Raw genomic sequence first — 24,803 nt, 5'->3', positions numbered from 1 at the left:
CATTGATCGGTGTTTCCCCGGGGGCCGCATTGAGTCGCCGGCTGTAAAGCGTTCGTTCATGTGGCGCGGCTACACTGCAATCACCGCGCGCCTGTCCGCGAAGAAACAGCGACTCCAGCACGAACGCCCACAGTGGCCGGTGTGCCCCAGAGTTGATTATGGGCCTGGCGCCGTTCAGGCTAACCTCAAAGTTGTATGACTGGAGAACAGAGTCCATGGGTATTGGTGGTATCAGCATTTGGCAGCTCCTCATCGTCCTGCTCATCGTCGTGCTGCTGTTCGGCACGAAGAAGCTGCGCAATATGGGTGGGGATATCGGCTCGGCGATGAAGAACTTCCGTCAGGCGGTCAAGGATCCCGACGCCGAGAAGAAGGAAGGCGAAGAAGACGAAGAGCCGCGCGAGGTCGAGAACCAGACCGACAGCGAAGGCCGGGTGGTCGACGCCGAGGTGAAGAAGAGCAGCGAAAAGGATTCCGACGCCTCGCAATCGGACAAGAAGTCCTGAGCCTCGCGCCCTGCGCGGTGGCCAGGCTCGAGCGGCGATAGCCCATGTTCGACATCGGCTTCTGGGAAATCATCATCATCGTGCTGGTGGCGCTTCTGGTCGTGGGGCCGGAGCGTCTGCCCGGGCTTGCGCGCGAGATCGGACGCTGGGTCGGCAAGACCCGGCGTTTCGTCCATAGCGTGCGATCGGACTTCGAGCAGGAGCTGCAGACCGACGAACTGCGCAACATGCTGAAGAGCCAGGATCGCGAGATCCGCCAGCTCAAGAACATGATGGACGAGACCGAGACCAGTCTGCGCGAGGATATCGAGGATACCGAGCGGGACCTGCGCGAAGATATCGAGGGCAAGCCGAAGACCCGCAAGGATCTCTCCGGCAAGGAGCAAAAGGCCCTGGCCGAGAACCAGGCCAAGCCCGCGGTGCGGGACAAGCCATCCATGCGCAGCCCGGATGCGGCGGCGCGTGCTTCGGACCCGGGTGCGCCGGAGGCACCCGACGACGCGGATGCGCCCGAGGTTCGGCGGGTACCCACCCAGGGCGATCTGGATGGCAACTTGATGACCGACGACCCGGCGCTGGCCGCCGAGCAAAAGGCGCGCGCCTCCGATGGCCCGCGTCCGGAGCGGACGAAACCGGCGGTGCGCGAACGGCGCACCCCGGACCCTGCCGAGTCACGGGGGGGCGAGGCCTCTGATCCCGAAGCGGATACCACCCACAACGACCCGACCCCTGACAAGCACTCATGAGCAAGACCAAACCGGGGGTCGAGCCGAGTCCGGAAGCGACCGAGACCCTGCTCACGCACCTGATCGAGCTGCGCGACCGTATCCTCAGGATGTTCATCGCCATCCTGGTGATGTTCCTGATCCTGTTCCCGTTCGCCAACCCGATCTACACCTGGCTGGCCGGCCCGCTGATGCAGCACCTGCCGGAAGGCACCAGCATGATCGCGATCGACGTGGCCGCGCCGTTCCTGATCCCGTTCAAGCTGACCCTGCTGCTGGCGGTGGTGCTCAGCATCCCCTACCTGCTGTATCAGGTCTGGTCCTTCGTGGCACCCGGGCTTTACTCGCACGAAAAGAGCATGGCGCTGCCGCTGGTGGCGTCGTCCACCGCGCTGTTCTATCTGGGGATGGCGTTCGCTTACTTCGTGGTCTTCCCGCTGATTTTCGCGTTCTTCACGGCCACGGCGCCCGAGGGCGTGGCCGTGATGACCGATATCTCGCGCTATCTGTCGTTCGTCATCATGCTGTTCATCGCCTTTGGCATTGCCTTCGAGGTGCCGGTGGCAACGATCCTGCTGGTCTCCATGGGGGCCACGACCCCGGCCAAGCTGTCGCAGAAGCGCCCCTATGTGATCGTCGGCGTGTTTCTGGTCGGCATGGTGCTGACCCCGCCGGACATCATCTCGCAGACGCTGCTGGCGCTACCGATGTGGCTGCTGTTCGAGATTGGCCTGATCCTGTCGCGCATCATGGAGCGCAAGAAGGCGCAACGCCGCGCGACTGCGGGCGGTGACGATGCGGCCGACGCCGATGATGGTCCGGACGACGATGGACCGGGTGGCGGCGGTGGTACGCCGCGCGGTGGACCCGGTGGTTCGGGCAAGGCGTCCGGCACCACGCGGGCCGCCTCGTCCACGGCGGCCGCATCCGCCGGCGGGGGCGCCAGCGCCGCCGCGCGCACCGGGTACACGCCATTGACCGACGACGAGATGGACGCCGAGCTCGACCGCATCGAGGAAGAGCAGGCCGAACTGCGTCGCCAGCGCGGGTCCGCGAGCACACTCGCCACTGACACCCCCGCCGAGCCGGCGCCCGAGGTGGCCGAGGGCCAGGGTGGCGAGGGCCCAGCTGACGACGGCCAGCCCGACGCGGAAGCATCGCAGGAGGATGGCAATACGGGGCGCGATCGCTGAGTCACCGCGCCGGCGGCCGTATTTGTGCAGGCCTGCGCCCCCGCCAAGCATCGGAAGTTGCTAAAATACCCGGGTAACCCATTGACCCAGGTAATGATCCCGCGATGGCACACCCGCGTCCCACCCCCCGCCGCCCTGTCCTGCTGATCATCATGGACGGGGTGGGCGTGAACCCGTCCAAGCTGAACAATGCCTACGCCGAGGCCGATACGCCGCGCCTCGACGAGTACCTCTCCACTCATACCCACACGACACTGGACGCCTGTGGTCGCGCCGTCGGGCTGCCGGATGGGCAGATGGGCAACTCCGAGGTCGGGCATCTGACCCTGGGTGCGGGTACCGTGATCAACCAGGACCTGGTGCGTATCGACGACTCGATCACCGATGGCAGCTTCTACGAGAACGACGCCCTGGTCAGTGCTGCGCGCGCCGCGGCCGCGAAGGATCAGCCGCTGCATTTGATTGGTCTGGTGTCCGATGGTGGCGTGCACTCGCATATCCGCCACCTGCGCGCCCTGGTGGAGATCTGCCAGCGCGAGGGCGCGCGCCCGATGGTGCACATGATCACCGACGGCCGCGATACCGCACCCCGTTCCGCGCTCCACTACCTCGATCCGCTGGAGGAAGAGCTGGCGAACGCTGGCGGCGCCATCGCCACCGTGTGCGGGCGTTACTATGCGATGGACCGTGACAAGCGCTGGAAGCGCACGGAAAAGGCCTTCCGCGCGATGGCCTACGCCGAGGGGGAGGCCGCCGGTTCCGCGCGCGAGGCGATCGAGGCGGCCTATGCGGCGGGCGAGGACGATGAGTTCATCAACCCGCGCATCATCAACGGTGGCGAGCCGCTGGGACAGGATGCGGTCTGCGTGCTGTTCAATTTCCGTAATGACCGTCCGCGTCAGCTGACCGCGGCCCTGGGCATGGACGACTTCGACGGCTTCGACCGCGGTGACTTTCACCCGGTGTCCGAGACCTGCCTGACCGAGTACGACCCGCGCTTCCTGTCGCCGATCGCGTTCCCGCCGGAACGCCCGTCGACGACTCTGGGCAGCACCATCGCCTCCGCCGGCATCCCGCAGTTCCACTGTGCGGAGACCGAGAAGTACGCCCACGTGACCTTCTTTTTCAACGGCGGCAAGGAAGAGCCCTACGCCGGCGAGCAGCGCGTGATGGTCCCCTCGCCGTCGGTGGATACCTACGACGAGCAGCCGGAGATGAGCGCGGCCGAGGTCGCCGACCAGACCATCCAGGCGATGGAGAGCGGGCGCTACGGGTTCGTCCTGGTCAACTTCGCCAATGGCGACATGGTGGGCCATACGGCCAAGCGCGAGGCCCTGATCGAGGCCGTCCAGGTCCTGGATCGTGAGGTCGGGCGGGTGCTGGATGCGGCGAAGAGGCTCGAATATTCGGCGATCGTCACCGCGGACCATGGCAACTGCGACGAATACGTGGATCCGGTGACCGGGGCCCCGCACACCCAGCACACCATCTATCCGGTGATGTGCATGATTACCGACTCGCAGCGCTGGCGTCTGCGCACCGGCGGCGGCCTGGCCGATGTGGCCCCGACCGTGCTGGAGCTGATGGGCGTGCCCAAGCCCTCTGCAATGGGCGGGCGCAGCCTCCTGTTCGAGGAAGTGCCGGCCTCGGCCTGAGGGAGCGCGCAATGCACACACGCTACAGCGACACACCGGCCTACGATACGAAGGACGGCTCCGAGATCCGCGAGCTGATGCACCCTGACGTGCACGGCAATGCGGCCCAGAGCCTGGCCGAGGCGGTGGTCGAGCCGGGTGCCGTCACGCGCCTGCATCGCCATGCCCGCACCGAGGAGATCTATCACGTGACCCGCGGGCAGGGCGAGATGCGTCTGGGTGAGGAGACCTTCTCGGTGGCCGTGGGTGACACCGTCTGTATCCATCCCGGCACGCCGCACAACATCCTCAATACGGGCACCGAGCCGCTGCACATCCTCTGCAGCTGCTCCCCGGCTTACTCGCACGACGATACCGAACTGCTGTAGCGCCGCTCGGCGCACATGCCGCCACCCCGCGTAAACCCCTGCCCCGTCATTGCGAGGAGGCGTAGCCGACGAAGCAATGACGGGGCAGGGGTCGATGCTGCGGTACGTGTCCCCTAAACGCCGTACTCGGCGCGGTACGCGCGCAGGGCCTCCAGGTGTTCGGGCGCGCGGCCCGTATCCTCCAGCATGGTCACGAGATCGGTCAGCCGCGCGACGCGGATGACCTGCAGGCCCAGGTCGGCCTCGACCTCCTGGATCGCCGAGCGCTCGCCGCGTCCGCGCTCCTCGCGGTCCAGCGCAATCGCCACGCCCACAGGCGTTGCCCCGGCCGCGCGGATCAGGTCCACCGATTCGCGGATGGCGGTGCCGGCGGTGATCACGTCGTCCACGATCAGCACCCGGCCCTGCAGCGGCGCGCCGACGATGTTCCCGCCCTCGCCGTGGTCCTTCGCCTCCTTGCGGTTGAAGGCCCAGGGGCGGTCCATGCCGTGGTCGCGGAACAGCGCTTCGGTGACCGCCGCCGCCAGCGGGATGCCCTTGTAGGCCGGGCCGAACACCAGGTCGAATTCGATGCCGGAGTCCACGATCGCACGGGCGTAGAACTCGCCCAGGCGGGCCAGGTCGGAGCCGCGGTTGAACAGGCCCGCGTTGAAGAAGTACGGACTGGTCCGCCCGGACTTCAGCGTGAACTCGCCAAAGCGCAGGACGTCGCGTTGCAGGGCGTATTCCAGGAAGGCGTGGGCGGTCATCGGGGTGCTCCGGTCGTAAAACGCCGTATTCTGACACAGGGACACCTGGATTCCGCAGCCAGGCCCTTTCCTGCGCGTGCGCGCGCCGGTATCGTTCCTCGCCATGCGCATACTCTCGATGAACGCCAACGGCATCCGCGCCGCCGCCCGCAAGGGTTTCTTCGACTGGCTCCCGGGGACCGAGGCCGACGTGGTCTGCATCCAGGAGACCAAGGCCCAGATCCACCAGATCCAGGGCGAGCCCTTCCATCCACCCGGGTACCACAGTGTCTATGTCGATGCCGTAAAGCCCGGCTACAGCGGCGTGGCCCTGTACAGCCGCCGCCAGCCGGACGAGGTCATTACGCGTATCGGCTTCGAGGAGGCGGACAACGAGGGCCGTTATGCCGAGATGCGTTTCGGCAATCTGTCGGTGGTCTCGTTGTACCTGCCGTCCGGCTCCTCCGGCGATCATCGCCAGGATTCCAAGTGGCGTTTCCTGGAGTTCTTCCGGCCCTGGCTGACCGAGCGCATGCACGACGGGCGCGAATGGGTCATCTGCGGCGACTGGAACATCGCCCACCGCGAGATTGACCTGACCAACTACAAGTCGAACCGCAAGAATTCGGGCTTCCTGCCGGAAGAGCGCGCCTGGCTGGACCACCTGTTCGACGAGATTGGCATGGTGGACGTGTTCCGCCGGCTGGACGAACGCCCGGAGCAGTACACCTGGTGGTCCAACCGCGGCCAGGCCTGGGCCAAGAACGTGGGCTGGCGCATCGACTATCAGATCGCCACGCCGGGCATCGCGGCCACCGCGCATCACCCGTACATCCATACCGACGATCGCTTCTCCGACCACGCGCCGTTCTGGATCGACTATGACTACCAGCCCTGATCGGGGCATGTTCCTCGCATTCGGTGACGTTCGCGCATGACCGGAGTCGCTGAAGCGCAGCGTCCCCCGAGCCGCGACTGGCGCGCGGCGCTGGCGGTCTACCGCCACCCACGGGTCATCGGGATGCTGTTCCTCGGCTTCGCCGCGGGGTTGCCGCTGCTGCTGACCGGCGGGACCTTCACCGCCTGGCTGCGCGATCTCGGGGTGGAGCTGGCCTCCATCGGCTTCCTGTCCTGGGTCGGCATGGCCTACAGTATCAAGGTGTTCTGGGCACCGGTGGTCGACCGCCTGGCCCTGCCGCTCCTGACCCGCGTATTCGGGCGCCGCCGCGCGTGGATGCTGTTCGCCCAGGCCGTGATCATCCTCGGGCTGGTCGGCATCGCCCTGACCGACCCGGTCGAACAGCTCTGGCTGGTTGCGGTCCTGGCCGTGCTCACCGCCTTTGGCGCCGCCACCCAGGACATCGCCATCGACGCCTATCGCATCGAGGCCGTCAGCCAGGAGCGCCAGGGCGCCATGGCGGCGGCCTACGTGTTCGGCTATCGCGTCGCACTGCTGACCGCGGGGGCCGGGGCGCTGCACATCGCCGCCGTCGGTAGCTGGAGCCTGTCCTATGCCGCCATGGCCGCGTTGATGCTGGTAGGTGTCGTCTGCACGTTGATCGTGCGCGAGCCCGAGGTCGCGAAACGCGATGCTGCCACGGCCCGGCTCGAGGATCGCGTGGTCCATTACCTCAACAACACCTCGGATACCGGCTGGTGGCGGGACCTCAAGGCCTGGGTCATCGGCGCGGTGGTCTGCCCCTTTGTCGAGTTCTGGCAGCGTTTCGGCCGCATCGCCCTCGTTGTTATCGCGTTTATCGCGGTCTTTCGCATCAGCGACATCTTCATGGGGGTGATGGCCAACCCGTTCTATCTGGACATCGGATTCACCAAGGAAGAGATCGCCAATATTGCCGCCGCCTTCGGCCTGGCCATGACCCTGGCCGGTGCGGCCCTGGGCGGATTGCTGGTGGTGCGCTTCGGCATCATGCGCATGCTGATCGCGACCGCGATCCTGGCGCCGCTGACCAACCTCACCTTCTCCTGGCTGGCGACGCTCGGGCCCGAGACCTATGGGCTGGTGTTCGCGATCATGGCCGACAACCTCTCCGGTGGCATGGCGATTTCGGTGTTCATCGCCTATCTCTCCAGTCTGACCAATAGCGCCTACACCGCCACCCAGTACGCCCTGTTCAGCTCCATCATGACCCTGCCGGGGCAATTCCTCGCCGGCTTCACCGGGGTGCTGGCCGAACACATCGGCTGGGTCTGGTTCTTCGCCAGCTCCGCCCTGATCGGCATCCCCACCATCCTGCTCGCCTTCGCCCTGATGCGCTGGGCCAACCCCGACCGTATGCCCCAGCCCGGTCGACCAGACACCTCGCCGGCGTCCGCTCGCGAGTAGCCGCACCTGATCCGAGTGGCTTTCGGCGGGCACAAAAAAGCCCGCACCAGACGGCACGGGCTCGGGTTCGGCGGATGGCCGCCTGGTGACGGCCTTGCCCGTACGGCTTAGAAGTAGTAACCAAAGTTGATGTTCACTCGGGCTTCCCAGTTGTCTTCCTCGTTGGCCCCAAGGCGATCGCCAAACGGGTTGTCGCCGCGACGGTTACCGCCCACGAACTCGTTACCGTTGGAGTAGGCCAGGTCGGTGTAGATGTACCAGTTACCCCGCGCCCAGGCCGCCCCTAGAACCAGTAGATCGCTGTTGTTGAAGTCGCTCTCGCTCTTCACGATGGAGGAGACCTCGGCGTAGGGGATCACGTAATCCAGCCATGGGATGTTGCTGGTTTCCTTGTAGTAGCTGAGCGAAACGGCCGGAATCCAGCCCTCGGCAGCCACGGTGTTAGGGAAGTCGTAGGCGCCCATCTGAACGAGCTTGTCTGTGCCCAGCGGCTGGTTCTCGTCGACGTCAAACTTGTAATAGGTCAGCTGGCTGGCCAGGGTCCAGTTGCCCCAGTTGTTGACCATATGGCCGGAGACTGCGTAGTGGTCCCCGTCACTTTGCGGGCCCCTGCTCTTCAGCTCGCCGTACTGCGCCGAGAAGCCGACATCGGCATTGGCGTTCGGGATGCTGTAGATACCGCGGACATTGAACTGGTTGCGTTCTTCGTAGCCGTCACCGGATTCGTTGACGACATCGTAGGAGTACCGCGAGCTGTCCTCGGTATCGCCGGAATAGTTTCCTTCATCCCGTGCGTAGTAGCCGAAGTCCCAGGTCCAGTCACCCATCGGCATGGAGTACTTCACGCCGAGGTCCATGTCATCGGACAGGCCGACATAGTAATGCTGGTCGAAGAACCAGCTCTGGGAGACACCGTAGGGCCCCGGGCCGAAGGGGACGCGGTTCACGCCGACCTGCAGCTGGCTCTCGTTCTCGAAGTTGTAGCCCGCCCAGCCGGTGTGCAGCATGTTGTAGCCGTCGTACCAGCGGTACTCCAGTTTCCCGAGCCAGGGGCCATTTTCGTAATCGAGATTGATCCGGGCGGTGTCCAGCAGGAAGTTGCCGCCCTTGTCCCACGAGCGGCGATCAGAGTCGGGGTAGTCACCGACCACATAGTTTGCGCGCAGGGCGCCGCCGATCGACAGGTTGCCGACCTGGATGCTGTCGTATTCCGCGGCAGCGACATTCGGGCCCAGGAACAGGGCCAGGGCGACGGCACCGGAAAGGGGTGCCAGGGTCCAGCTCATCGTCTTCTTCATTGCGATCCTCTCTGGTCGGGCGGTTCGGGTGGCGCCAGAGGCCATCCTGGGCGGACACGGAATGCGCGTCTGTGCGTCTTGATCGTAGCCGGCAACGTTTATAAGCAGTTTCTAATTCGTTGTAAACAAGATACGCGAGCTCGGCGCACTGTGGTGTGACCACCACACCCGTCCCGTGTTCCTCCTTGTGGCCCCGAGGGTTCGGGGCCCTTCGGTCGCGCGTCTCGCACCCGGCGGGGAGGCGGGTTTCTCGCCGGGGCAGGCACCCCAACTCACTTGTTTAGAGCCCGTGGCGCGATTTCGCCAGTTCGACCTCGAGTTGCAATAAAACTATTTTTGTACAAAAATAAATAGACGAATGATTTATTGCGAGAAGTTTTCATGACCTCCACCCAAGCCGTGCACCAGGCACCCCAGGATGAATCCGGCACCCCTGCCGGTGCGCCGGCCGAGCCGGATGTCGCGCGGTCGGTGATCCGCCAGCTGCGCGTGATCATCCGCGCCCTGCAGGGGCATTCGCGGTCGGTGGAGCGCGCCTGTGGCATCAGCGCCTCGCAGCTGTGGGCGTTGTGGGAGTTGCAGCGCACGCCGGGACTGAACGTCAGCGACCTGTCGCGCCGGCTATCGGTGCATGCCTCCACCACGTCCAATCTTCTGGACAAGCTGGAACACCGGGGTCTGATCGAGCGCCGGCGCCCGGAAAAGGACCAGCGCATCGTCCGGCTCTACGTCACCGATGCCGGGCTGGAACTGCTGGAGAGGGCGCCGGCCGCCCCGCAGGGCGAACTGAACCGCGCCCTGCAGTCGTTGCCGAAGGGACGTCTCGTGGACCTGGACCAGGGCCTGGACCTGCTGGTCGAGGCGATGAATACCACCGAGCCCAAGGCCGGCCTGCAGCCGTTCGACGGCAAGTCCTGAACCGTCTGCCGCGGAGGCCCTGATGCGATTGTTTCGCGTGCTGCTGCCGTTTCTTCTCTGCCTTCCACTGGCGGCGGGTGCGCAGCCCACGTTTGATGCGCCACCCGAGCGCTCAACGGATGGCGGCTTCACCCTGGCGTGGGAGGCAGATGCGCCCGTGGTACTGGAGCAGGCCTCGGGTCCCGACCACGCGGATGCGCGCATCCTCTATCAGGGCGGCGATAGCAGCACGGTCATCAGCGGCCTGCCCGATGGTGACTACCGGTTTCGCCTGCGCGCCGCGGATGCCGATCCGGACGCCTGGGCCGATCAAGCCATGGTGTCGGTGGAGCATCACAGCCTGGCCCGAGCCTTCGGTTTTTTTGCCGTGGGCGCGGTCGTCTTTCTGGTCCTGATCGGGGCCATCCTGCGCGGGCGTCCGCGCAGCTGATTCACTTGGTCCAGCCCTGCCGATCCGTGTCGAGCTAACGTTCTCGCGTGATCCGGGGTGGGCCCGCTTTCGGAGGTATCCATGACGGATCTCAAGATCAACATGCAGCGCCTGCAGCAGGACATCAACGATCTCGCGCAGATCGGCCGCGATGCCGACCGGGGCCTGCATCGTCGCGCGTTCAGCGACGGCGACCGCGCCGGGCGCGAGTGGTTTCGCGGGCGCCTCGAGGCCGCCGGCCTGGATGTCTGGCAGGACGGTGCCGCCAACCTGCACGGGCGCCTCGACTACGACGGCAAGCGCCCGGTAGTGGCCATGGGTTCGCACCTGGATACGGTGCCCGGTGGGGGTCCGCTGGACGGGGCGCTGGGCGTGCTGATCGGGCTGGAGGTGCTGCGCACCGCCAAGGAGAACGCGGTCGACCTCGCGTACCCGCTCGAGGTGATCGACTTCACCGACGAGGAGGGCCGTTTCGGCGGCATGTTCGGCTCGCAGGCAATGGCCGGCAAGCTGACCCCGGAGAGCATCAGCCATGCGCGGGATCTCGAAGGCGTGACCCTGGTCGAGGCCATGGCCAACTGGGGGCTGAACGCCGACGACGCGCTGGCCGCGCGGCGCGATCCGCACAGCCTGCATGCCTTCATCGAGACCCACATCGAGCAGGGCCCGGTGCTGGACCGGCGCGGCCTCAGTGTCGGGGTGGTCGAGGCGATCACCGGCTTGTTCAAGTGGGAGGTGCGCCTGAAGGGCCAGCCCAACCACGCCGGCACCACGCCGATGGACATGCGTATCGATCCCTTCCAGGGCCTGGCGGAGTTCGGCGGCGAGATCAATCGCCTGATCGAGGAGCACGGCAGCCCGAACTCGCGCGCCACCATCGGCCGCGTGGAGCTGGCACCGGGGGCGGCGAATACCGTGCCGGGCATGGCGACCTTCTCCTTCGAGGTGCGCGACACCGACGAGAAGGTCCTGACCGCGCTGGCCCATGCGGCCCGGCGCACCCTGTCCAGTCTGGCGCGCCGACGCGACCTGATGTTCGAGTTCGACGTCCTCTCCGAGATCGATCCGGTGCGCTGTGACCCCGGCGTTGTGCAGACCATCGAGGCGCAGGCCGAACGCATGGGGCTGGAGTACATCACCATGCCCAGCGGTGCAGCCCACGATACCCAGAGCATGAGCCGCATCACCCGCACCGGCATGATCTTCGTGCCGAGCCTGCAGGGGCGTAGCCATTCCGCCGCGGAATGGACAAACTGGGAAGACATCGAGACCGGCGCCAATCTGACCCTGCAAAGTGCCCTGGCGTTGGCCGCTCGGCAATAAATCGCGACGAGAGGAAGCGCCCGGAATGGCCGAACACGACAACGTCACCCAGTTGACCGACTACGACTCCCTGGATCCGCTGCGCGAGCAGTACCAGGAAAGCCTGATCACCACGCCGGTGCTGCGTCAGGAGTTGCGGGAGCACCATGTCGCCCTGCTGTGCATCGACTTGCAGTATCTGGATGCCGCGCGCGGCCACGGCGTGTTCGCGAACTCCGCCGACTCTGGCGTGCCGCTGGAGGCCCAGGAGTATTACTTCAATCGCCTGGAGCAGACGGTGCTGCCCAATGTGCGCCGCCTGCAGGACGCCTTCCGCGAAGAGGGGCTGGAGGTGATCCATACCCGCATCCGCTCGCTGACGCATGATGGCCGCGACCGCAGCCCGGGCCACAAGCGCCTGAACCTGCATGCGGCCCCCGGCTCCAAGGATGCCGAGTTCGTCGAGCAGGTGGCCCCGGTCGGGGACGAGATCGTGCTGGACAAGACCGCCAGCGGGGTCTTCAACTCCACCAACCTCCACTACATCCTGCGCAACCTGAACATCAGCGCGCTGTTCATCGTGGGCGTGTATTCCAACGAGTGCGTCTCCACCGCCGTGCGGGATGCCTGCGACCTGGGCTTTTATGTCACCCTGATGGACGACGCCACGGCCACGGTGACGCCGGAGATGCAGAAGGCCACGCTCACGACCATCAAGGACCGCTACGCCCGCGTGATGACCACCGACGAGGCGATCCGCGAGATCAAGAAGGTGCAGGAGGCTTCGTGACCGGTCTCGACGACCCGATCCTCCCGACCTCCATCGCCTGGGGGCTGCTGGCGGCGTTCAGCGTCCTCTGGGTGGTGCTGGGCTGGTGGTTGGGTCGTCGCAACAAGACCGCCGAGGATCACATGCTGGCGGGGCGCAACGTTGGCCTGGCGCTGGCCACCGCCACCGCGATGGCCACCTGGGTCACCGCCAACACCACGATGACGGCCCCGCAGCTGGCGCTGCAACTGGGCGTCTGGGGCATGCTCGGCTACTCGCTGGGTGCGCTGGGCCTGATCCTGTTCGCGCCGCTGGCGCGGCGCATCCGCGAACTGATGCCCGAGGGCTTTACCTCCGGCGACTTCATCCGGCTGCGCTACGGCAAATTCACCTGGCGGGTGTTCCTGGTGGTGTCACTGATCTACGCCTTCGGCTGGCTGGTCTCGATGGCGATGGCTGGCGGGGTGCTGATCAACGCCCTGGCCGGCATCGACTACCGCGTGGGCATGACCGTGATTTTGACCGTCTGCGTGCTCTACACCCTGCTGGGCGGCCTGCGCGCGGTGATCGGGACCGACTTCATCCAGACCGTCATCATCATCGCCGGTGCGGCGTTCATCGCCTGGCTGACCATCGACAAGGTCGGCTTCGAGGCGATCCACTTCAACCTGATGGAAGAGCGCCCGGAGCTGCTGAACCTGCTGTTCCCGGCCGCGATCATGTTCCTGTTCAACAATCTGCTGTTTGGCGTCGGCGAGATCTTCCACTCCAATGTCTGGTGGTCGCGCGCCTTCGCCTTCGGCCGCAACGTGGGCTTCCGGGCCTACCTCTTTGGCGGCCTGCTGTGGCTGCCAATCCCGATCGTGGCCGGCTTCATCGCCCTGGCCACGCCAGCGCTGGGCCTCAACGTGCCCGCCGCGGACATGGTCGGGCCGCTGGTGGCCGCCGAGGTGCTGGGCCTGACCGGGGCGATCGTGGTGTTCATCGTGGTGTTCGCCGCGCTCGCTTCCAGTCTCGACTCGCTGCTGGCGGCCACCTCGGACCTGGTGACCCGCGACATTTACCGCGGCCACATCCGCCCGCAGGCCAGCGAACAGCACCAGTTCCACGCGACCAAGGTGATCGTGGTGCTCCTGGGCCTCGTGACCTGGCTGGCGGCCAGTTACCGCGGCGAGCTGCCGATCGTCGGCTCGCTGGCCGAGCTTCTGTACTTCACCGGCGCCTTCGTGGCCTCCGCGATCTGGCCGATCGTTGCCGGGCTGTACTGGCAGCGGGCGAACCCGCAGGGCGCGGCCTGGTCGATGATACTGGGGTCGGGCATTGGCCTGGCCAGCTACTTCCTGATTGGGTTCTATGTGGCCGCGCTGGTCGGGGCCGCTGTCTCGCTGGCCGTGATGGTGCTGAGCACCTGGTTGATGCCGCGGCCATTCGACTGGGGCCGCCTGGCCCGTCCGGACGGCGAGGTGGTCGCATGACGATCTCCATTACAGCCCTGTCCGTGATCGTGATCATCGCCACACTGGTGGCGACGCTGACCCCGATCCTGCTGATTGCCCTGTTTATCCGCGACTGGAAAAAAGGATGCCTCTGGTGAACTACACCGAAGATCCCCTGCATGTGCTCCACCCGAAAGACGGCGCCGCCGGTACCGACCGGCCGAAGGCGTTGCTGGCGGCGGTGGAGGAAGACCCGGACCCGCTTCTCAAGCTGGCGGCCTCGCATGTGGTCTCCAGCCAGCAGTTCTCGCGCGACGAGCTGCTGCAGCTGTTCCGCCTGGCGGCGCAGTACGAGACCACGCCGGCGCTGATGCACCTGCCGCTGGCGGGCAAGATCCTGATCAGCGCGTTCTACGAGCCGTCCACGCGCACGCGGCTGTCGTTCGAGAGTGCCTGGCACCGCCTGGGCGGCTCGGTCATGTCGATTACCGACCCCAAGAGCACCGGTATTGCCAAGGGCGAATCGCTGGCGGACATCGCCGAGATGTTCAACAACTACGGTGATGTGCTGGTCCTGCGCTCCTCCGACGGCGAGGCCGCGCACAACATGCTGGAGAACCTGCGCATCCCGCTGGTGAACGCCGGCAACGGGATCGACGAACACCCGACCCAGGCGCTGGCGGACGTCTACGCCCTGGCCAAGTGGCGCCCGGAGCTGTTCACCGGCGAGGTGGCCCCGGAGCAGCGCATCAAGGTCGGCATCATCGGGGTGCCCTCGCGCATGCGCACGGTGCGCTCCCTGCTGCGCCTGTTGAGCCTGTTCCCGCAGGCGATCGACGAGATCGTGCTCGTCTCGCGCGAGGACGAGAATTTCGATCCGGGTCAGCGCGAGGAACTGGAAGAGGCCGGGATCTCGCTACGCGTGGTGCACGACCTGGACCCGGCGCTGCCGGATCTGGATGTCGTGTACATCAACGCGATCGCCTGGGTGGGTGACACCTTCGAGGCGATGGGCGAGGGGCTGAAGTTGGATCGCCACTCCCCGCTGAAGGAGGGCGCAGTGGTTCTGCATCCGCTGGCGCGAGGTGAAGAGCTCTCCACCGACCTCGATGCCACCCCGCACAACTGGTATTTCGCCCAGGCCCGCGGGGCCGTATTCGTGCGCATGGCGCTGCTGACCACGGTGGTACGCCGCATCAGCGCGGTGATGGATACCCCGGACGGCTGACGCCGCCTTTTAGTTGAACCGCGAGCGGCGTGGCGCGCCGGGCCTGCCCGGCCCGCGCCCCGCTCGCCCCGAACGGATAACCAAGGAGACATGCCATGTGTGGCATTGCAGGAATCTTTCACGCCGACCCGACCCGCAAGGTCGACCCGCAAACCCTGGTCAACATGGCCGCGATCCAGTATCACCGCGGCCCCGACGGCTTCGGTTACCGCACCCAGGATGACCGCGGTGTGGGCTTTTCCCATGCGCGTCTGTCGATCATCGACCTGGACGAGAACCGCGGCCGTCAGCCGTTCTGCATGGACAGCGGCGAGATCATGACCGCGGTCAACGGCGAGCTGTACGACTACAAGCGCATCCGCACCGATCTCACCTCGCGCGGGGTGAAGTTCCGCACCAAGAGCGACTCCGAGATGGTCATGCACCTGTACCAGCGCGAAGGGCTGGAGGACGCGGTCAAGCATTTCCGTGGCGAGTTCGCGATCTCGCTGTACGACCGCAAGCACGACCGGCTGATACTGATCCGCGACCGCTTCGGCATCAAGCCGCTGTACTTCACCGAGGCCAACGGCAGCTTCGTGTTTGGCTCCGAGCTGAAGGTGCTGTTCGCCAACCCCGATGTGCCGCGCCAGTTTTCCGATGACGGCCTCTACCACCAGCTGATGCAGACCATGGTGCCCGGCACCACCGCCTTCGAGGACATCCAGCAGGTGAAGCCCGGCCACATGGTGATCGTCGAGCGCGCCCACGGGAAGCTGAAGATCCGCCAGGAGAAGTACTGGGACATGGACTTCCCGCTGGCCTCCGAGCGCCCGCCCGAGAGCGAGACCGACGAGGCGTACTGGATCGAGGGCGTGCGCGACCAGCTCATGGAGGCGGTGCAGTTGCGCCTGGAGGCCGACGTGCCGGTCGCCTGTTACCTCTCCGGCGGGATCGACTCCTGCATCACCCTGGGGCTGGCCTCGGCCAGCCAGCAGGCGCCGGTCAAGGCCTTCACCATCGGCTTCGACAACGACGACTATGACGAGACCGCGATCGCCCGCGAGATGGCCGAGAGCGTGGGTGCCGACCAGGACATCATGACCCTGGACGCCAACCACCTCTACGACAACTTCGAAGAGGCCCTCTGGCACGCCGAGCGCACCATCTACAACACCCTGGGTGTCGCCAAGTTGCTGATGAGCCGCCACGTGAACAAGGCCGGCTACAAGGTCGTCGTCACCGGCGAGGGTTCGGACGAGCTGTTCGGCGGCTATCCGGCCTTCCGCCGCGACATGTTCCTGCACGGCCTGGATACCCTGCCGGAGGCCGACCGCCAGGCCTGGCAGCAGATGCTGAACGAGTCCAACGAGCTGGTCTCTGGTGCGATGCTGGCCGAGGACGAGGTCAACGACCCCGACTTCACGCAGATGATGGGCTTCACCCCGTCCTGCCTGCAGCCGTGGCTGGCCGCGGCCGACCACGTGCCGGGCCTGCTGCACCCGAAGCGCCGCGAGCGCATGCAGGACTACAAGCCGGGCAAGGCGATCGCCAACGCCCTGGATGACGACATGCTGGAAGGCCGGCATCCGCTGGACAAGGCTCAGTACGTCTGGATCAAGACCATGCTGGAGGGCCAGATCCTGACCTGGGGCGGCGACCGCATGGACATGGCCAATTCGATGGAGGCGCGTCCGCCGTTCCTCGATCACCACCTGGCCGAGTTCGCCGCCCACCTGCCGCCGACCATGCGCATCAAGGGCTCCACCGAGAAGTACGTGTTGCGCGAATCGATGAAGGGCCTGTTGCCGAAGGTGCTCTACGAGCGCGAGAAGTTCGCCTTCATGGCGCCGCCCGCGCACACCGACCCGGTCAAGTGGGCGGCGATGAAGGCCCTGGCCGATCGCTATCTGTCCCCGGAGAAGGTCGCCGAGGCCGGGTTGCTGGACCCGGAGGGCGTGCGTCAGGTGTTCGAGCTGCACGAGTCCGAGGACACGCCGGCCGCCACCCAGGTTCAGCTGGACGCGGTGATCAACCACATGATCGGGGTCCAGGTGCTGCACGCCCAGTTCGTCGCCACCGACATCCCGGCGCTGGCGCGGCAAAAGGCCGAGGAGTTCGGCTGGCACGCCTGATCACGGGCGCAAGCCTCGAGTGACCCAGAAGGCCCCGCGGACCAGGATCCGCGGGGCCTTTTTCGTTCTGGCCAACAGGGCCGGTCGGGGTCTCGACAGGCGGTGGACGCCCTCATCCGTTACCGGCTGCGCACGGATCGTGCGCGACAGCCACAAAAAAGCCGCCCGCGGCCAGGGGCCGGGGGCGGCTGATAGCTTCGCGGCCCCGAGGGGCCGGAAGCGGCGGCCTTACAGGCTGTAGTACATGTCGAACTCGATCGGATGGGTGGTCATGCGCATCTGCGTGACGTCTTCCATCTTCAGGTCGATGTAGGCATCGATCATGTCGTCGGTGAACACGCCACCCTGGGTCAGGTACTCGCGATCCTGGTTCAGGGCTTCCAGCGCCTGGTCCAGCGAATGGCAGACCTGCGGGATGCCCTTCTCTTCTTCCGGCGGCAGGTCGTAGAGGTTCTTGTCCATCGCGTCGCCCGGGTGGATCTTGTTCTGGATGCCATCCAGGCCGGCCATCAGCATCGCCGCGAAGGCGAGATACGGGTTGGCGGTGGAGTCCGGGAAGCGCAGCTCGACGCGACGGCCCTTCGGGTTCATCACGAACGGGATACGCAGCGAGGCGGAGCGGTTGCGGGCGGAGTAGGCCAGCATGACCGGCGCCTCGAAGCCCGGTACCAGACGCTTGTAGCTGTTGGTGGACGGGTTGGTGAAGGCATTCAGCGAGCGGGCGTGCTTGATGATCCCGCCGATGTAGTACAGCGCGGTCTCGGACAGGCCGCCATACAGGTCACCGGAGAACAGATTCTTGCCGTCCTTGGACAGCGACTGGTGCACGTGCATGCCGGAGCCGTTGTCACCGACGATCGGCTTGGGCATGAAGGTCGCGGTCTTGCCGTGGACGTGGGCCACGTTCTGGATCACGTACTTCAGGATCTGCACCTCGTCGGCCTTCTGCGTCAGGGTCGCGGGACCCACGCCAATCTCGCACTGGCCGGCGGTCGCCACCTCGTGGTGGTGCACCTCGGTCTCGAGGCCCATCTCGGTCATCACTTCGCACATGGTGGAGCGGATGTCGTGCAGGCTGTCGACCGGCGGGACCGGGAAGTAGCCGCCCTTCACGCCCGGGCGGTGACCGATGTTGCCGTCCTCGTAGACACGCTCGGAGTTCCAGGAGGCCTCCTGGGAATCCACGCGGCAGTAGGAGCCGGACAGGGTGGTGCCCCACTTCACATCGTCAAAGATGAAGAATTCGTTCTCCGGTCCGAACAGCGCGGTGTCGGCGATGCCGGTGCTCTGCAGGTAGGCCTCGGCGCGGCGCGCCAGGGAGCGCGGGCAGCGGTCGTAGCCCTGCATGGTGGCCGGTTCGACCACGTCGCAGCGGATGTTCATGGTCATGTCCTCGAAGAACGGATCGAGGACCGCGGACTCGGCGTCCGGCATCAGGATCATGTCGGACTCGTTGATCCCCTTCCAGCCGGCGATCGACGAGCCGTCGAACATCTTGCCTTCCTCGAAGGTCTCTTCGTCGATGTCGTGGGCCGGCACGGTCACATGCTGTTCCTTGCCCTTGGAGTCGGTAAAACGGAAGTCGATGAAGCGAACTTCCTTTTCCTTGATCTGGTTCAGCACGTCGGCTGCGGACATGGGGATCTCCTTGGTCTTTACTTGGGTATTCAAAGGTGGCCGGCCGGCCCGTCGGGCGCTTGCGCGGCGTCGCGGTTCATTATGCAGGCATCATGCCATCCGGTCCTGTTTGGCCCGGGCGCGCGAAAAACGGGCACCCGGGGCGCCCCGCCGCATCCTGGGTGCACCAATCTGGTGCTTTGTCTGCACAAGTTTCGTGCGCATTGTTGTTGGCGCGCACCTAATGGGTGCAGGGCCGATAGAGTAGCGTGACCTCGCCCAGCATGTCGCCTACCCCGGGATGGCGGTGTAGCCGGTCGGCCAGGGCCTGGGCGCGGGCCTCGAGGTCTGCCGGGGCGGCTGCCCCGTCAAGGCGCAGGGTCAGCGTCATGTGTACCCGACCGCCGAGATAATGCAGCGACATGTGCTCCACCGCATCCAGCTCCGGGGTATCGGCCCAGGCCTCGCGCAGGGCCTCCACCAGCGTCGGGCGCAGCGGCAGCATGGAACTCCGGGCCTGTTCCGCGTCGTTTTCCGGATCCACGTGCACGGTGATGTCGTTCACCCGCTCGTGTTCGTCGGTCACCGCGTGGAACACCGCATCGGCGATCCGATGACCCTCGGAGACCGAGATCATCGGCGCGACCTGGATATGCACGTCCACGACGACTTCGCTGCCGTGGCGGCGGGTGCGCAGCATGTGCGCATCCTTGACCCCGGGCACATCCATGATCGTGCGGTGGATGCGCTCGACCTTCTCCGGCTCCAGGGCCGTGTCGATCAGCTCCGCCGCGCTACGCACGATCAGGCGCCCGGCGATATGCAGGATGAACAGCGCGACGATCAGCGCGGCCAGGGCATCCGCCCACGGGAACCCGGCTACCGCCGCACCGACCCCGACCAGCACGAACAGCGACGAGATCGCGTCCGTGCGATGGTGCCAGGCATTGGCATCCAGCATCCGCGAGCGCAGGCGCTTGGCCACCCGGTGGGTGTACTGATACAGGCCTTCCTTGGCCACCAGGGTCAGCAGGGCAAAGGCGATCGCCATGTTTGCGGGGCCGGTCATGGCCTCGGGCTCGACCAGGCGGTTGCCGGCAGCCCAGGCAATCGCCAGACCCGCGAGCGCCAGAAAGACCCCGACGATCACCGTGGCCAGGGTCTCGATCCGCGCGTGACCGTAGGGGTGTTCCTGATCGGGGGAGGCGGCCGCCTTGCTCGCCGCGAACAGCACCACCCCGTCGGTGATCAGGTCCGACAGGGTATGCACGCCGTCCGCCACCAGGGCCTGCGAGTTCAGCAGCCAGCCACTGACGAGCTGCGCCACGGCGAGGAAGCCGTTCACGGCCGCGCCCACTAGCGTGACCCGGCGGGTATCGCGATAGCGTTGGTCGTTCTCCGGCGTGTCCGAAGGTCCGGAATTGGCGAGGGGGTCGCTCAGGGCCGCTCTCCCGAACAGAATCAGGGCCCCAGTATGGGCGCGCTTTGGCTGCATGCAAAACGCCCGCGCCAACGCGAGCGGTGGCCGTGGCCGAAGCCGGGCCGATATACTGTCGGCTTTGCCCTGACCCGGGATCCCGCATGTCGCAAGAACGCACCCCGCCCAGCAGCAGCCCGACCTTCCAGGACCTGATCCGCCGCCTGCAGGACTACTGGAACGATCATGGCTGCGTGGTCCTGCAGCCCTACGACATGGAGATGGGCGCGGGGACCTTCCATCCGGCGACCTTCCTGCGCTCCATCGGGCCGGAGCCGTGGCGCGCGGCCTACGTGCAGCCGAGCCGCCGCCCGACCGACGGGCGCTACGGCGACAACCCCAACCGTCTGCAGCACTACTACCAGTTCCAGGTCCTGCTGAAACCCTCGCCGCCGGACATCCAGGCGCTCTACCTGGGCTCGCTGGAGGCGCTCGGGTTCGACACCCTGACCCACGATGTGCGCTTCGTCGAGGACAACTGGGAGTCCCCGACGCTGGGCGCCTGGGGGCTGGGCTGGGAGGTCTGGCTCAACGGCATGGAGGTGACCCAGTTCACCTACTTCCAGCAGGTGGGCGGGCTCGACTGCCACCCGGTCTCCGGCGAGATCACCTACGGCCTCGAGCGCCTGGCGATGTACCTGCAGGGTGTGGAGAGCGTCTACGACCTGGTCTGGACCAACGGCCCGGACGGCCGCGCGATCACCTACGGCGACGTCTACCACCAGAACGAGGTGGAGCAGTCCACCTACAACTTCGAGCATGCCGACCGCGACGCCCTGTTCGCCGCCTTCGACCAGCACGCGACCGAGAGCGATCGCATGATCGAGCTGGGCCTGCCCCTGCCGGCCTACGAGCAGATGCTGCGCGCCTCGCACAGCTTCAATCTGCTGGATGCGCGCGGCGCGATCTCGGTCACCGAGCGCCAGCGCTATATCCTGCGCGTGCGCGAGTTGTCGCGGAACGTCGCCCGGAAGTACTACGAGTCGCGCGAGGCCCTGGGCTTCCCGCTGTGTGCCGAAGACGACGCGAACAAGCCCGACGCCGCCTGAATCCCGCAATCCCGCGCCGGCCGGCCCCCTGGGTCGCGCGGCGCGTACTGGACCCAACCTGGACCCGACATGGCCGAAGCCCGCGAACTCCTGATCGAACTTGGCACCGAGGAGCTGCCCCCGACCGCCCTCGCGCGCCTGCGCGACGCCTTGGCCGAGGGCCTGACCACCCGCCTGCGCGAGGCCGGGCTGGAGCCGGGCGAGCCCGAGGCCTTCGCCACCCCGCGGCGCCTGGCCGTGTTGTTCCCGAGCGTACCCGCGCGCCAGCCGGACCAGCTGCAGGAGCGCCGCGGCCCGGCAGTGGCCGCGGCCTTCGACGATGCCGGCGAGCCGACCAAGGCCGTGCTGGGCTTTGCCCGATCCTGTGGCGTCGAGGTCGAGCGCCTGGAGCGCGAGACCACCGACAAGGGCGAATACCTGGTGTTTCGTCAGCTGCAGCCGGGGCGCGCCCTCGGCGAACTGCTGCCGGAGATGCTGGAGGCCGCGCTGGACGCCTTGCCCACACCCAAGCGCATGCGCTGGGGCAGCAGCCGTACCGAGTTCGTGCGGCCCGCGCACTGGCTGGTCGTGCTGCACGGGCCCGAGGTGCTGGAGATGACCGTGCTGGAACAAACAGCGGGTCGGGAGACCCACGGCCACCGCTTCCATCAGCCCGGCGCCCTGGAACTCAAGCGCGGGAACGACTACGCCGAGCGGCTGCGTCGCCCGGGGTTTGTCGAGCCGTCTTTCGAGGCGCGCCGCGAGCGCATCCTCGAGCAGGTCCACGAGCAGGCGAAGGCCCTGGGCGGGCGCGCGCTGGTGGATGCGGACCTGCTGGACGAGGTGACGGCGCTGGTCGAGTGGCCGGTGGCGCTGACCGGCGGCTTTGATCCGCGCTTCCTCGATGTCCCGCAGGAGGCGCTGATCTCCACCATGCAGGACAACCAGAAGTACTTCCCGGTGGTCGACGAGGCCGGCCGCATGCAGCCGCACTTCATCGTGATCAGCAACATCGAATCGCGTGATCCGCATGCGGTGCGCGACGGCAACGAGCGCGTGTTGCGCCCGCGCTTCGCGGATGCCGAGTTCTTCTGGCAGCAGGACCGCAAGAAGCGTCTGGAGGAACGCCTGGAGGCGCTGGACTCGGTCGTGTTCGAGAAGCGCCTGGGCACGCTGCGCGACAAGTCCATGCGGCTGGAGGCCCTGATGCAGCGCCTGGCCGGGCTGATGGGCCTGGACGCGCCCCTCGCTGCGCGCGCCGCACGTCTGGCCAAGTGCGACCTGGTTACCCAGATGGTGTTCGAGTTCACCGAGCTGCAGGGCACCATGGGGCGTTACTACGCCCTGCACGACCGCGAGGACGAGACCGTTGCCGCCGCGATCGAGCAGCACTACTGGCCGCGCCAGTCCGGCTCCGAGCTGCCGGACGCCCCGCTCGCCCAGGCGCTGGCGCTGGCCGATCGTCTCGACACCCTGGTCGGCATCTTCGCCATCGGCAAGCAGCCCAGTGGCACCAAGGACCCGTTCGCCCTGCGCCGCGCCGCGCTGGGGCTGGTGCGCATCCTGGTCGAGCGCGAACTGCCGCTGGCCTTGACCCCGTTGCTGCAGGCCGCCGCCGAACCCATCCGCGAACGCGTGCCGGAGGCCGATCAGGCCGTGGAACCGGTACGCGAGTACATCCTCGAGCGCCTGCGCGGGTACCTGCTGGAACAGGGGCAGGCGCACGAGACTATCGAGGCGGTGGCCGCGGTCGCGCCGGATGCCCCGCTGGATTTCGTGCGCCGCGTGCGCGCGGTCAGCCTGTTCCGCGAACGCCCGGAGGCCGAGGCGCTGGCCGCCGCGAACAAGCGGATCCACAACCTGCTGCGCAAGGCCGGCGAGGAGGCCGAGGCGGAACTCGATCCGGAGGCCCTGGCGCTGGACGAGGAGCGTCAGCTGTACCAGGGCCTGCAGGCCGTGCGTCCGGGGGTCGAGCAGGCGGTGGCCGACGGTGACTACCTGCATGCGCTCGGCGAACTGGCAGGCCTGCGAGACCGGGTGGACACCTTTTTCGACCAGGTGATGGTGATGGCCGAGGACGCCGCAGAGCGGCGCAACCGCCTGGCCCTGCTGCGTGAACTGCGTCGCGCGTTCGAGACCGTGGCCGACATCGGCCGCCTGGCGACGGGGTAGGGCCGGGCGATGCTGCCCCTGATCCGAGGTCTGCTGTTCCAGCTGGGGCTCGTTGGCTCCATCCTGGTCTTCGGGCTGCTGGTCCCGCCGCTGATCTGGCCGTTTTCCCGTCCCGTCCGTTACCGTGTCCTGACCCTGTGGGGCCGGTTCAACGTCTGGTGGCTGCGTGTCAGTTGCGGCATCGATTACCGGGTGCACGGGCGCGAGCACATCGACCCCTCGCGCCCGCATGTGGTGCTGTCCAAGCACCAGTCGGCCTGGGAGACCGTGGCCTTCGTCGCGATCTTTCCCATGCAGACCTGGGTGCTCAAGCGTGAACTCATGCGGATCCCCCTGTTCGGCTGGACGCTGTCCATGCTCGATCCGGTACCGATTGATCGCGAGGGCGGACGCCAGGCCCTGGAGAACCTGGTGGCCGAAGGCAAGCAGCGCCTGGACCAGGGCCGCTGGGTGATCGTGTTCCCCGAGGGCACACGCGTGGCCCCGGGCGAACACGGGCGCTACCGTCAGGGTGGCGCGATGCTCGCAGTGCGCACCGGCTACCCGGTCCTGCCGGTGGCGCTGAACAGCGGGAGCTTCTGGCCGAAAAAGGGCCTGCGGCGCTATCCCGGCACCGTCGAGGTAGTGATCGGGGCGCCGATCGAGACCGCCGGCCGCAAGCCGGTCGAGGTGCTGTCCGAGGCCGAGAGCTGGATCGAGACCACCATGACCGAGATCGAACCTCGCCCTGCCACCCTGTCGACGGAGAAGCCCGATGGCCAGTGAACCCCTGATCAGCGCCCCATTGGTCGAACTGCGTGACCGGACCATCTACCGGATCGGCGATTCGGAACCGGCCGTGTGGCTGATCGATGACCTCGAGCTCGGCGGCATCCTGGTGAACGCGCCGATCTATTCGGAGTCGCTCCTGGAGGCGATCCGGGCCATCAGCAAGCCCGCGTACCTGTTCCTGCCCAGCCGGCATGGGGCGCAGGATCTGGATGCCTGGCGCGCTGCGGGACTGGAGACCCTCACGTTCGAGGCCGAGGCCCCGGCGATCCGCGCAGCGGGCGGCGAGATCGATATCGCCTTCAACCGCAAGCAGCGCCTGTCGCGCACCATCGACTTCCTGCCGATGGCCGGCGTAACCGATGGCACCTGTGCACTGCGCCTGAAGAATCTGCCCGGCGTGGTCTTCTTCGGCCCTGCCCTGGCCCCGGGCGCGGACGGCTGGCCCACGCTGATCCAGAACCCTGAGGATCATTCCTTCGAGGCACGCCTGTTCGGTGCCCTCGGAGTGAAGGATCTGAAGTTTGCCTACGCCTTCTGCGACCGCTTTGATCCCGCCACTACGCAGTTCGGCCCGGACGCTGACCAGCACATCCAGGCCCGCATCGAGGCCGTGTTCGACGAGTAGCGGTGCTGTCCGGGGCTTGCGGGTGCGGTGCGGCTGGGGGGTACCCCTCGCCGATTGCCGCGGCGCGTTGCGCCTCGCAATGACGAGTCGATACGGGTT

Annotated in this window: 23 protein-coding genes; 19 read left to right on the top strand and 4 right to left on the bottom strand. The window is 66.6% G+C overall.

Translation table 11 applies throughout. From position 1 onward, the window contains the following. Nucleotides 1-215 precede the first annotated feature (215 nt). The 5 genes from tatA (at nucleotide 216) to D575_RS0105525 (ending at nucleotide 4,447) form a co-directional block, all read left to right on the top strand. A complete protein-coding gene (gene tatA, locus D575_RS0105545) occupies nucleotides 216-506 on the top strand; it encodes a twin-arginine translocase TatA/TatE family subunit (protein ID WP_018144923.1) in 291 nt (96 codons plus the stop codon). Between the two features lie 44 nt (nucleotides 507-550). Beyond that, nucleotides 551-1,252 (top strand): Sec-independent protein translocase protein TatB, encoded by a 702-nt coding sequence (gene tatB / locus D575_RS0105540; protein ID WP_018144922.1) that lies wholly within the window; start codon nucleotides 551-553, stop codon nucleotides 1,250-1,252. After that, on the top strand, nucleotides 1,249-2,424 hold the full coding sequence (gene tatC, locus D575_RS0105535) for a twin-arginine translocase subunit TatC (RefSeq protein ID WP_018144921.1): 1,176 nt from the start codon (nucleotides 1,249-1,251) through the stop codon (nucleotides 2,422-2,424). The genes tatB and tatC overlap by 4 nt, the downstream gene beginning before the upstream one ends. A gap of 104 nt (nucleotides 2,425-2,528) precedes the next feature. Continuing rightward, the gene (gene gpmI, locus D575_RS0105530; RefSeq protein WP_018144920.1) at nucleotides 2,529-4,079 is read left to right on the top strand and encodes a 2,3-bisphosphoglycerate-independent phosphoglycerate mutase; all 1,551 of its coding nucleotides are present in this window, start codon (nucleotides 2,529-2,531) and stop codon (nucleotides 4,077-4,079) included. An 11-nt stretch (nucleotides 4,080-4,090) separates the two neighbouring features. Then, nucleotides 4,091-4,447, top strand: coding sequence for a cupin domain-containing protein (locus tag D575_RS0105525; protein ID WP_018144919.1), 357 nt, complete (start codon nucleotides 4,091-4,093; stop codon nucleotides 4,445-4,447). Between the two features lie 113 nt (nucleotides 4,448-4,560). Here D575_RS0105525 and pyrE read toward each other — a convergent pair whose 3' ends face one another. Then, nucleotides 4,561-5,196, bottom strand: coding sequence for an orotate phosphoribosyltransferase (pyrE, locus tag D575_RS0105520; RefSeq protein ID WP_018144918.1), 636 nt, complete (start codon nucleotides 5,194-5,196; stop codon nucleotides 4,561-4,563). A 103-nt stretch (nucleotides 5,197-5,299) separates the two neighbouring features. On the opposite strand from pyrE, the gene D575_RS0105515 reads away from it, so the two are divergent. Next, nucleotides 5,300-6,073, top strand: coding sequence for an exodeoxyribonuclease III (locus tag D575_RS0105515; protein WP_255349313.1), 774 nt, complete (start codon nucleotides 5,300-5,302; stop codon nucleotides 6,071-6,073). A 36-nt stretch (nucleotides 6,074-6,109) separates the two neighbouring features. Further along, nucleotides 6,110-7,519 (top strand): MFS transporter, encoded by a 1,410-nt coding sequence (locus tag D575_RS0105510; protein ID WP_018144916.1) that lies wholly within the window; start codon nucleotides 6,110-6,112, stop codon nucleotides 7,517-7,519. A 107-nt stretch (nucleotides 7,520-7,626) separates the two neighbouring features. Here D575_RS0105510 and D575_RS0105505 read toward each other — a convergent pair whose 3' ends face one another. Continuing rightward, entirely contained in the window at nucleotides 7,627-8,817 is a 1,191-nt protein-coding gene (locus D575_RS0105505; protein WP_018144915.1) for a hypothetical protein, read from the bottom strand. A 381-nt stretch (nucleotides 8,818-9,198) separates the two neighbouring features. On the opposite strand from D575_RS0105505, the gene D575_RS0105500 reads away from it, so the two are divergent. The 8 genes from D575_RS0105500 (at nucleotide 9,199) to asnB (ending at nucleotide 17,014) form a co-directional block, all read left to right on the top strand. Then, nucleotides 9,199-9,735, top strand: a complete 537-nt coding sequence (locus D575_RS0105500; protein ID WP_018144914.1) for a MarR family winged helix-turn-helix transcriptional regulator — start codon at nucleotides 9,199-9,201, stop codon at nucleotides 9,733-9,735. Between the two features lie 22 nt (nucleotides 9,736-9,757). Beyond that, nucleotides 9,758-10,165 carry a hypothetical protein gene (locus tag D575_RS0105495; protein WP_018144913.1) on the top strand — a complete coding sequence of 136 codons (408 nt, stop codon included), beginning with the start codon at nucleotides 9,758-9,760 and terminating at the stop codon, nucleotides 10,163-10,165. 81 nt (nucleotides 10,166-10,246) lie between these two features. Then, a complete protein-coding gene (locus D575_RS0105490) occupies nucleotides 10,247-11,488 on the top strand; it encodes a Zn-dependent hydrolase (RefSeq protein WP_018144912.1) in 1,242 nt (413 codons plus the stop codon). A gap of 25 nt (nucleotides 11,489-11,513) precedes the next feature. Continuing rightward, nucleotides 11,514-12,257, top strand: a complete 744-nt coding sequence (locus D575_RS0105485; protein ID WP_018144911.1) for a cysteine hydrolase family protein — start codon at nucleotides 11,514-11,516, stop codon at nucleotides 12,255-12,257. Beyond that, a complete protein-coding gene (locus D575_RS0105480; RefSeq protein WP_018144910.1) occupies nucleotides 12,254-13,711 on the top strand; it encodes a sodium:solute symporter family protein in 1,458 nt (485 codons plus the stop codon). The genes D575_RS0105485 and D575_RS0105480 overlap by 4 nt, the downstream gene beginning before the upstream one ends. Continuing rightward, entirely contained in the window at nucleotides 13,708-13,830 is a 123-nt protein-coding gene (locus D575_RS14615; RefSeq protein WP_018144909.1) for a hypothetical protein, read from the top strand. The genes D575_RS0105480 and D575_RS14615 overlap by 4 nt, the downstream gene beginning before the upstream one ends. Next, nucleotides 13,818-14,900: an aspartate carbamoyltransferase gene (locus tag D575_RS0105470; RefSeq protein ID WP_018144908.1), complete on the top strand. Its 1,083-nt coding sequence runs from the start codon at nucleotides 13,818-13,820 to the stop codon at nucleotides 14,898-14,900. The genes D575_RS14615 and D575_RS0105470 overlap by 13 nt, the downstream gene beginning before the upstream one ends. A 95-nt stretch (nucleotides 14,901-14,995) precedes the next feature. Further along, on the top strand, nucleotides 14,996-17,014 hold the full coding sequence (gene asnB, locus D575_RS0105465; RefSeq protein WP_018144907.1) for an asparagine synthase (glutamine-hydrolyzing): 2,019 nt from the start codon (nucleotides 14,996-14,998) through the stop codon (nucleotides 17,012-17,014). A 228-nt stretch (nucleotides 17,015-17,242) separates the two neighbouring features. Here asnB and glnA read toward each other — a convergent pair whose 3' ends face one another. Together glnA and D575_RS0105455 are read right to left on the bottom strand one after the other, a co-directional pair. Continuing rightward, nucleotides 17,243-18,652 carry a glutamate--ammonia ligase gene (gene glnA / locus D575_RS0105460; RefSeq protein WP_018144906.1) on the bottom strand — a complete coding sequence of 470 codons (1,410 nt, stop codon included), beginning with the start codon at nucleotides 18,650-18,652 and terminating at the stop codon, nucleotides 17,243-17,245. A gap of 220 nt (nucleotides 18,653-18,872) precedes the next feature. Then, complete coding sequence (locus D575_RS0105455; RefSeq protein ID WP_018144905.1) at nucleotides 18,873-20,126, bottom strand: cation diffusion facilitator family transporter; 1,254 nt, start codon at nucleotides 20,124-20,126, stop codon at nucleotides 18,873-18,875. Between the two features lie 86 nt (nucleotides 20,127-20,212). Between D575_RS0105455 and glyQ the strand changes: the two genes are divergently transcribed. The 4 genes from glyQ to D575_RS0105435 all read left to right on the top strand — a co-directional run bounded on the left by glyQ (nucleotide 20,213) and on the right by D575_RS0105435 (nucleotide 24,704). Further along, nucleotides 20,213-21,157: a glycine--tRNA ligase subunit alpha gene (glyQ, locus tag D575_RS0105450; RefSeq protein ID WP_018144904.1), complete on the top strand. Its 945-nt coding sequence runs from the start codon at nucleotides 20,213-20,215 to the stop codon at nucleotides 21,155-21,157. A gap of 69 nt (nucleotides 21,158-21,226) precedes the next feature. After that, complete coding sequence (gene glyS / locus D575_RS0105445) at nucleotides 21,227-23,308, top strand: glycine--tRNA ligase subunit beta (protein ID WP_018144903.1); 2,082 nt, start codon at nucleotides 21,227-21,229, stop codon at nucleotides 23,306-23,308. A gap of 9 nt (nucleotides 23,309-23,317) precedes the next feature. Beyond that, nucleotides 23,318-24,073, top strand: coding sequence for a 1-acyl-sn-glycerol-3-phosphate acyltransferase (locus D575_RS0105440; protein ID WP_018144902.1), 756 nt, complete (start codon nucleotides 23,318-23,320; stop codon nucleotides 24,071-24,073). Further along, the gene (locus D575_RS0105435) at nucleotides 24,063-24,704 is read left to right on the top strand and encodes a hypothetical protein (RefSeq protein ID WP_018144901.1); all 642 of its coding nucleotides are present in this window, start codon (nucleotides 24,063-24,065) and stop codon (nucleotides 24,702-24,704) included. The genes D575_RS0105440 and D575_RS0105435 overlap by 11 nt, the downstream gene beginning before the upstream one ends. The last annotated feature ends 99 nt before the right edge of the window (nucleotides 24,705-24,803 follow it).

The organism is Thioalkalivibrio sp. AKL6, from assembly GCF_000376905.1.
Taxonomy (GTDB): domain Bacteria; phylum Pseudomonadota; class Gammaproteobacteria; order Ectothiorhodospirales; family Ectothiorhodospiraceae; genus Thioalkalivibrio; species Thioalkalivibrio versutus.
The sequence above is the reverse complement of the archived record's forward strand: the minus strand, read 5'-3'. Positions and strand labels throughout refer to the sequence as shown.

What these genes read in the sequence shown, in the direction of transcription:
- tatA (WP_018144923.1), top strand. Translation starts at nt 216, where the DNA reads ATGGGTATTGGTGGTATCAGCATTTGGCAGCTCCTCATCGTCCTGCTC.
- tatB (WP_018144922.1), top strand. Translation starts at nt 551, where the DNA reads ATGTTCGACATCGGCTTCTGGGAAATCATCATCATCGTGCTGGTGGCG.
- tatC (WP_018144921.1), top strand. Translation starts at nt 1,249, where the DNA reads ATGAGCAAGACCAAACCGGGGGTCGAGCCGAGTCCGGAAGCGACCGAG.
- gpmI (WP_018144920.1), top strand. Translation starts at nt 2,529, where the DNA reads ATGGCACACCCGCGTCCCACCCCCCGCCGCCCTGTCCTGCTGATCATC.
- D575_RS0105525 (WP_018144919.1), top strand. Translation starts at nt 4,091, where the DNA reads ATGCACACACGCTACAGCGACACACCGGCCTACGATACGAAGGACGGC.
- pyrE (WP_018144918.1), bottom strand. Translation starts at nt 5,196, where the DNA reads ATGACCGCCCACGCCTTCCTGGAATACGCCCTGCAACGCGACGTCCTG.
- D575_RS0105515 (WP_255349313.1), top strand. Translation starts at nt 5,300, where the DNA reads ATGCGCATACTCTCGATGAACGCCAACGGCATCCGCGCCGCCGCCCGC.
- D575_RS0105510 (WP_018144916.1), top strand. Translation starts at nt 6,110, where the DNA reads ATGACCGGAGTCGCTGAAGCGCAGCGTCCCCCGAGCCGCGACTGGCGC.
- D575_RS0105505 (WP_018144915.1), bottom strand. Translation starts at nt 8,817, where the DNA reads ATGAAGAAGACGATGAGCTGGACCCTGGCACCCCTTTCCGGTGCCGTC.
- D575_RS0105500 (WP_018144914.1), top strand. Translation starts at nt 9,199, where the DNA reads ATGACCTCCACCCAAGCCGTGCACCAGGCACCCCAGGATGAATCCGGC.
- D575_RS0105495 (WP_018144913.1), top strand. Translation starts at nt 9,758, where the DNA reads ATGCGATTGTTTCGCGTGCTGCTGCCGTTTCTTCTCTGCCTTCCACTG.
- D575_RS0105490 (WP_018144912.1), top strand. Translation starts at nt 10,247, where the DNA reads ATGACGGATCTCAAGATCAACATGCAGCGCCTGCAGCAGGACATCAAC.
- D575_RS0105485 (WP_018144911.1), top strand. Translation starts at nt 11,514, where the DNA reads ATGGCCGAACACGACAACGTCACCCAGTTGACCGACTACGACTCCCTG.
- D575_RS14615 (WP_018144909.1), top strand. Translation starts at nt 13,708, where the DNA reads ATGACGATCTCCATTACAGCCCTGTCCGTGATCGTGATCATCGCCACA.
- D575_RS0105470 (WP_018144908.1), top strand. Translation starts at nt 13,818, where the DNA reads ATGCCTCTGGTGAACTACACCGAAGATCCCCTGCATGTGCTCCACCCG.
- asnB (WP_018144907.1), top strand. Translation starts at nt 14,996, where the DNA reads ATGTGTGGCATTGCAGGAATCTTTCACGCCGACCCGACCCGCAAGGTC.
- glnA (WP_018144906.1), bottom strand. Translation starts at nt 18,652, where the DNA reads ATGTCCGCAGCCGACGTGCTGAACCAGATCAAGGAAAAGGAAGTTCGC.
- D575_RS0105455 (WP_018144905.1), bottom strand. Translation starts at nt 20,126, where the DNA reads ATGCAGCCAAAGCGCGCCCATACTGGGGCCCTGATTCTGTTCGGGAGA.
- glyQ (WP_018144904.1), top strand. Translation starts at nt 20,213, where the DNA reads ATGTCGCAAGAACGCACCCCGCCCAGCAGCAGCCCGACCTTCCAGGAC.
- glyS (WP_018144903.1), top strand. Translation starts at nt 21,227, where the DNA reads ATGGCCGAAGCCCGCGAACTCCTGATCGAACTTGGCACCGAGGAGCTG.
- D575_RS0105440 (WP_018144902.1), top strand. Translation starts at nt 23,318, where the DNA reads ATGCTGCCCCTGATCCGAGGTCTGCTGTTCCAGCTGGGGCTCGTTGGC.
- D575_RS0105435 (WP_018144901.1), top strand. Translation starts at nt 24,063, where the DNA reads ATGGCCAGTGAACCCCTGATCAGCGCCCCATTGGTCGAACTGCGTGAC.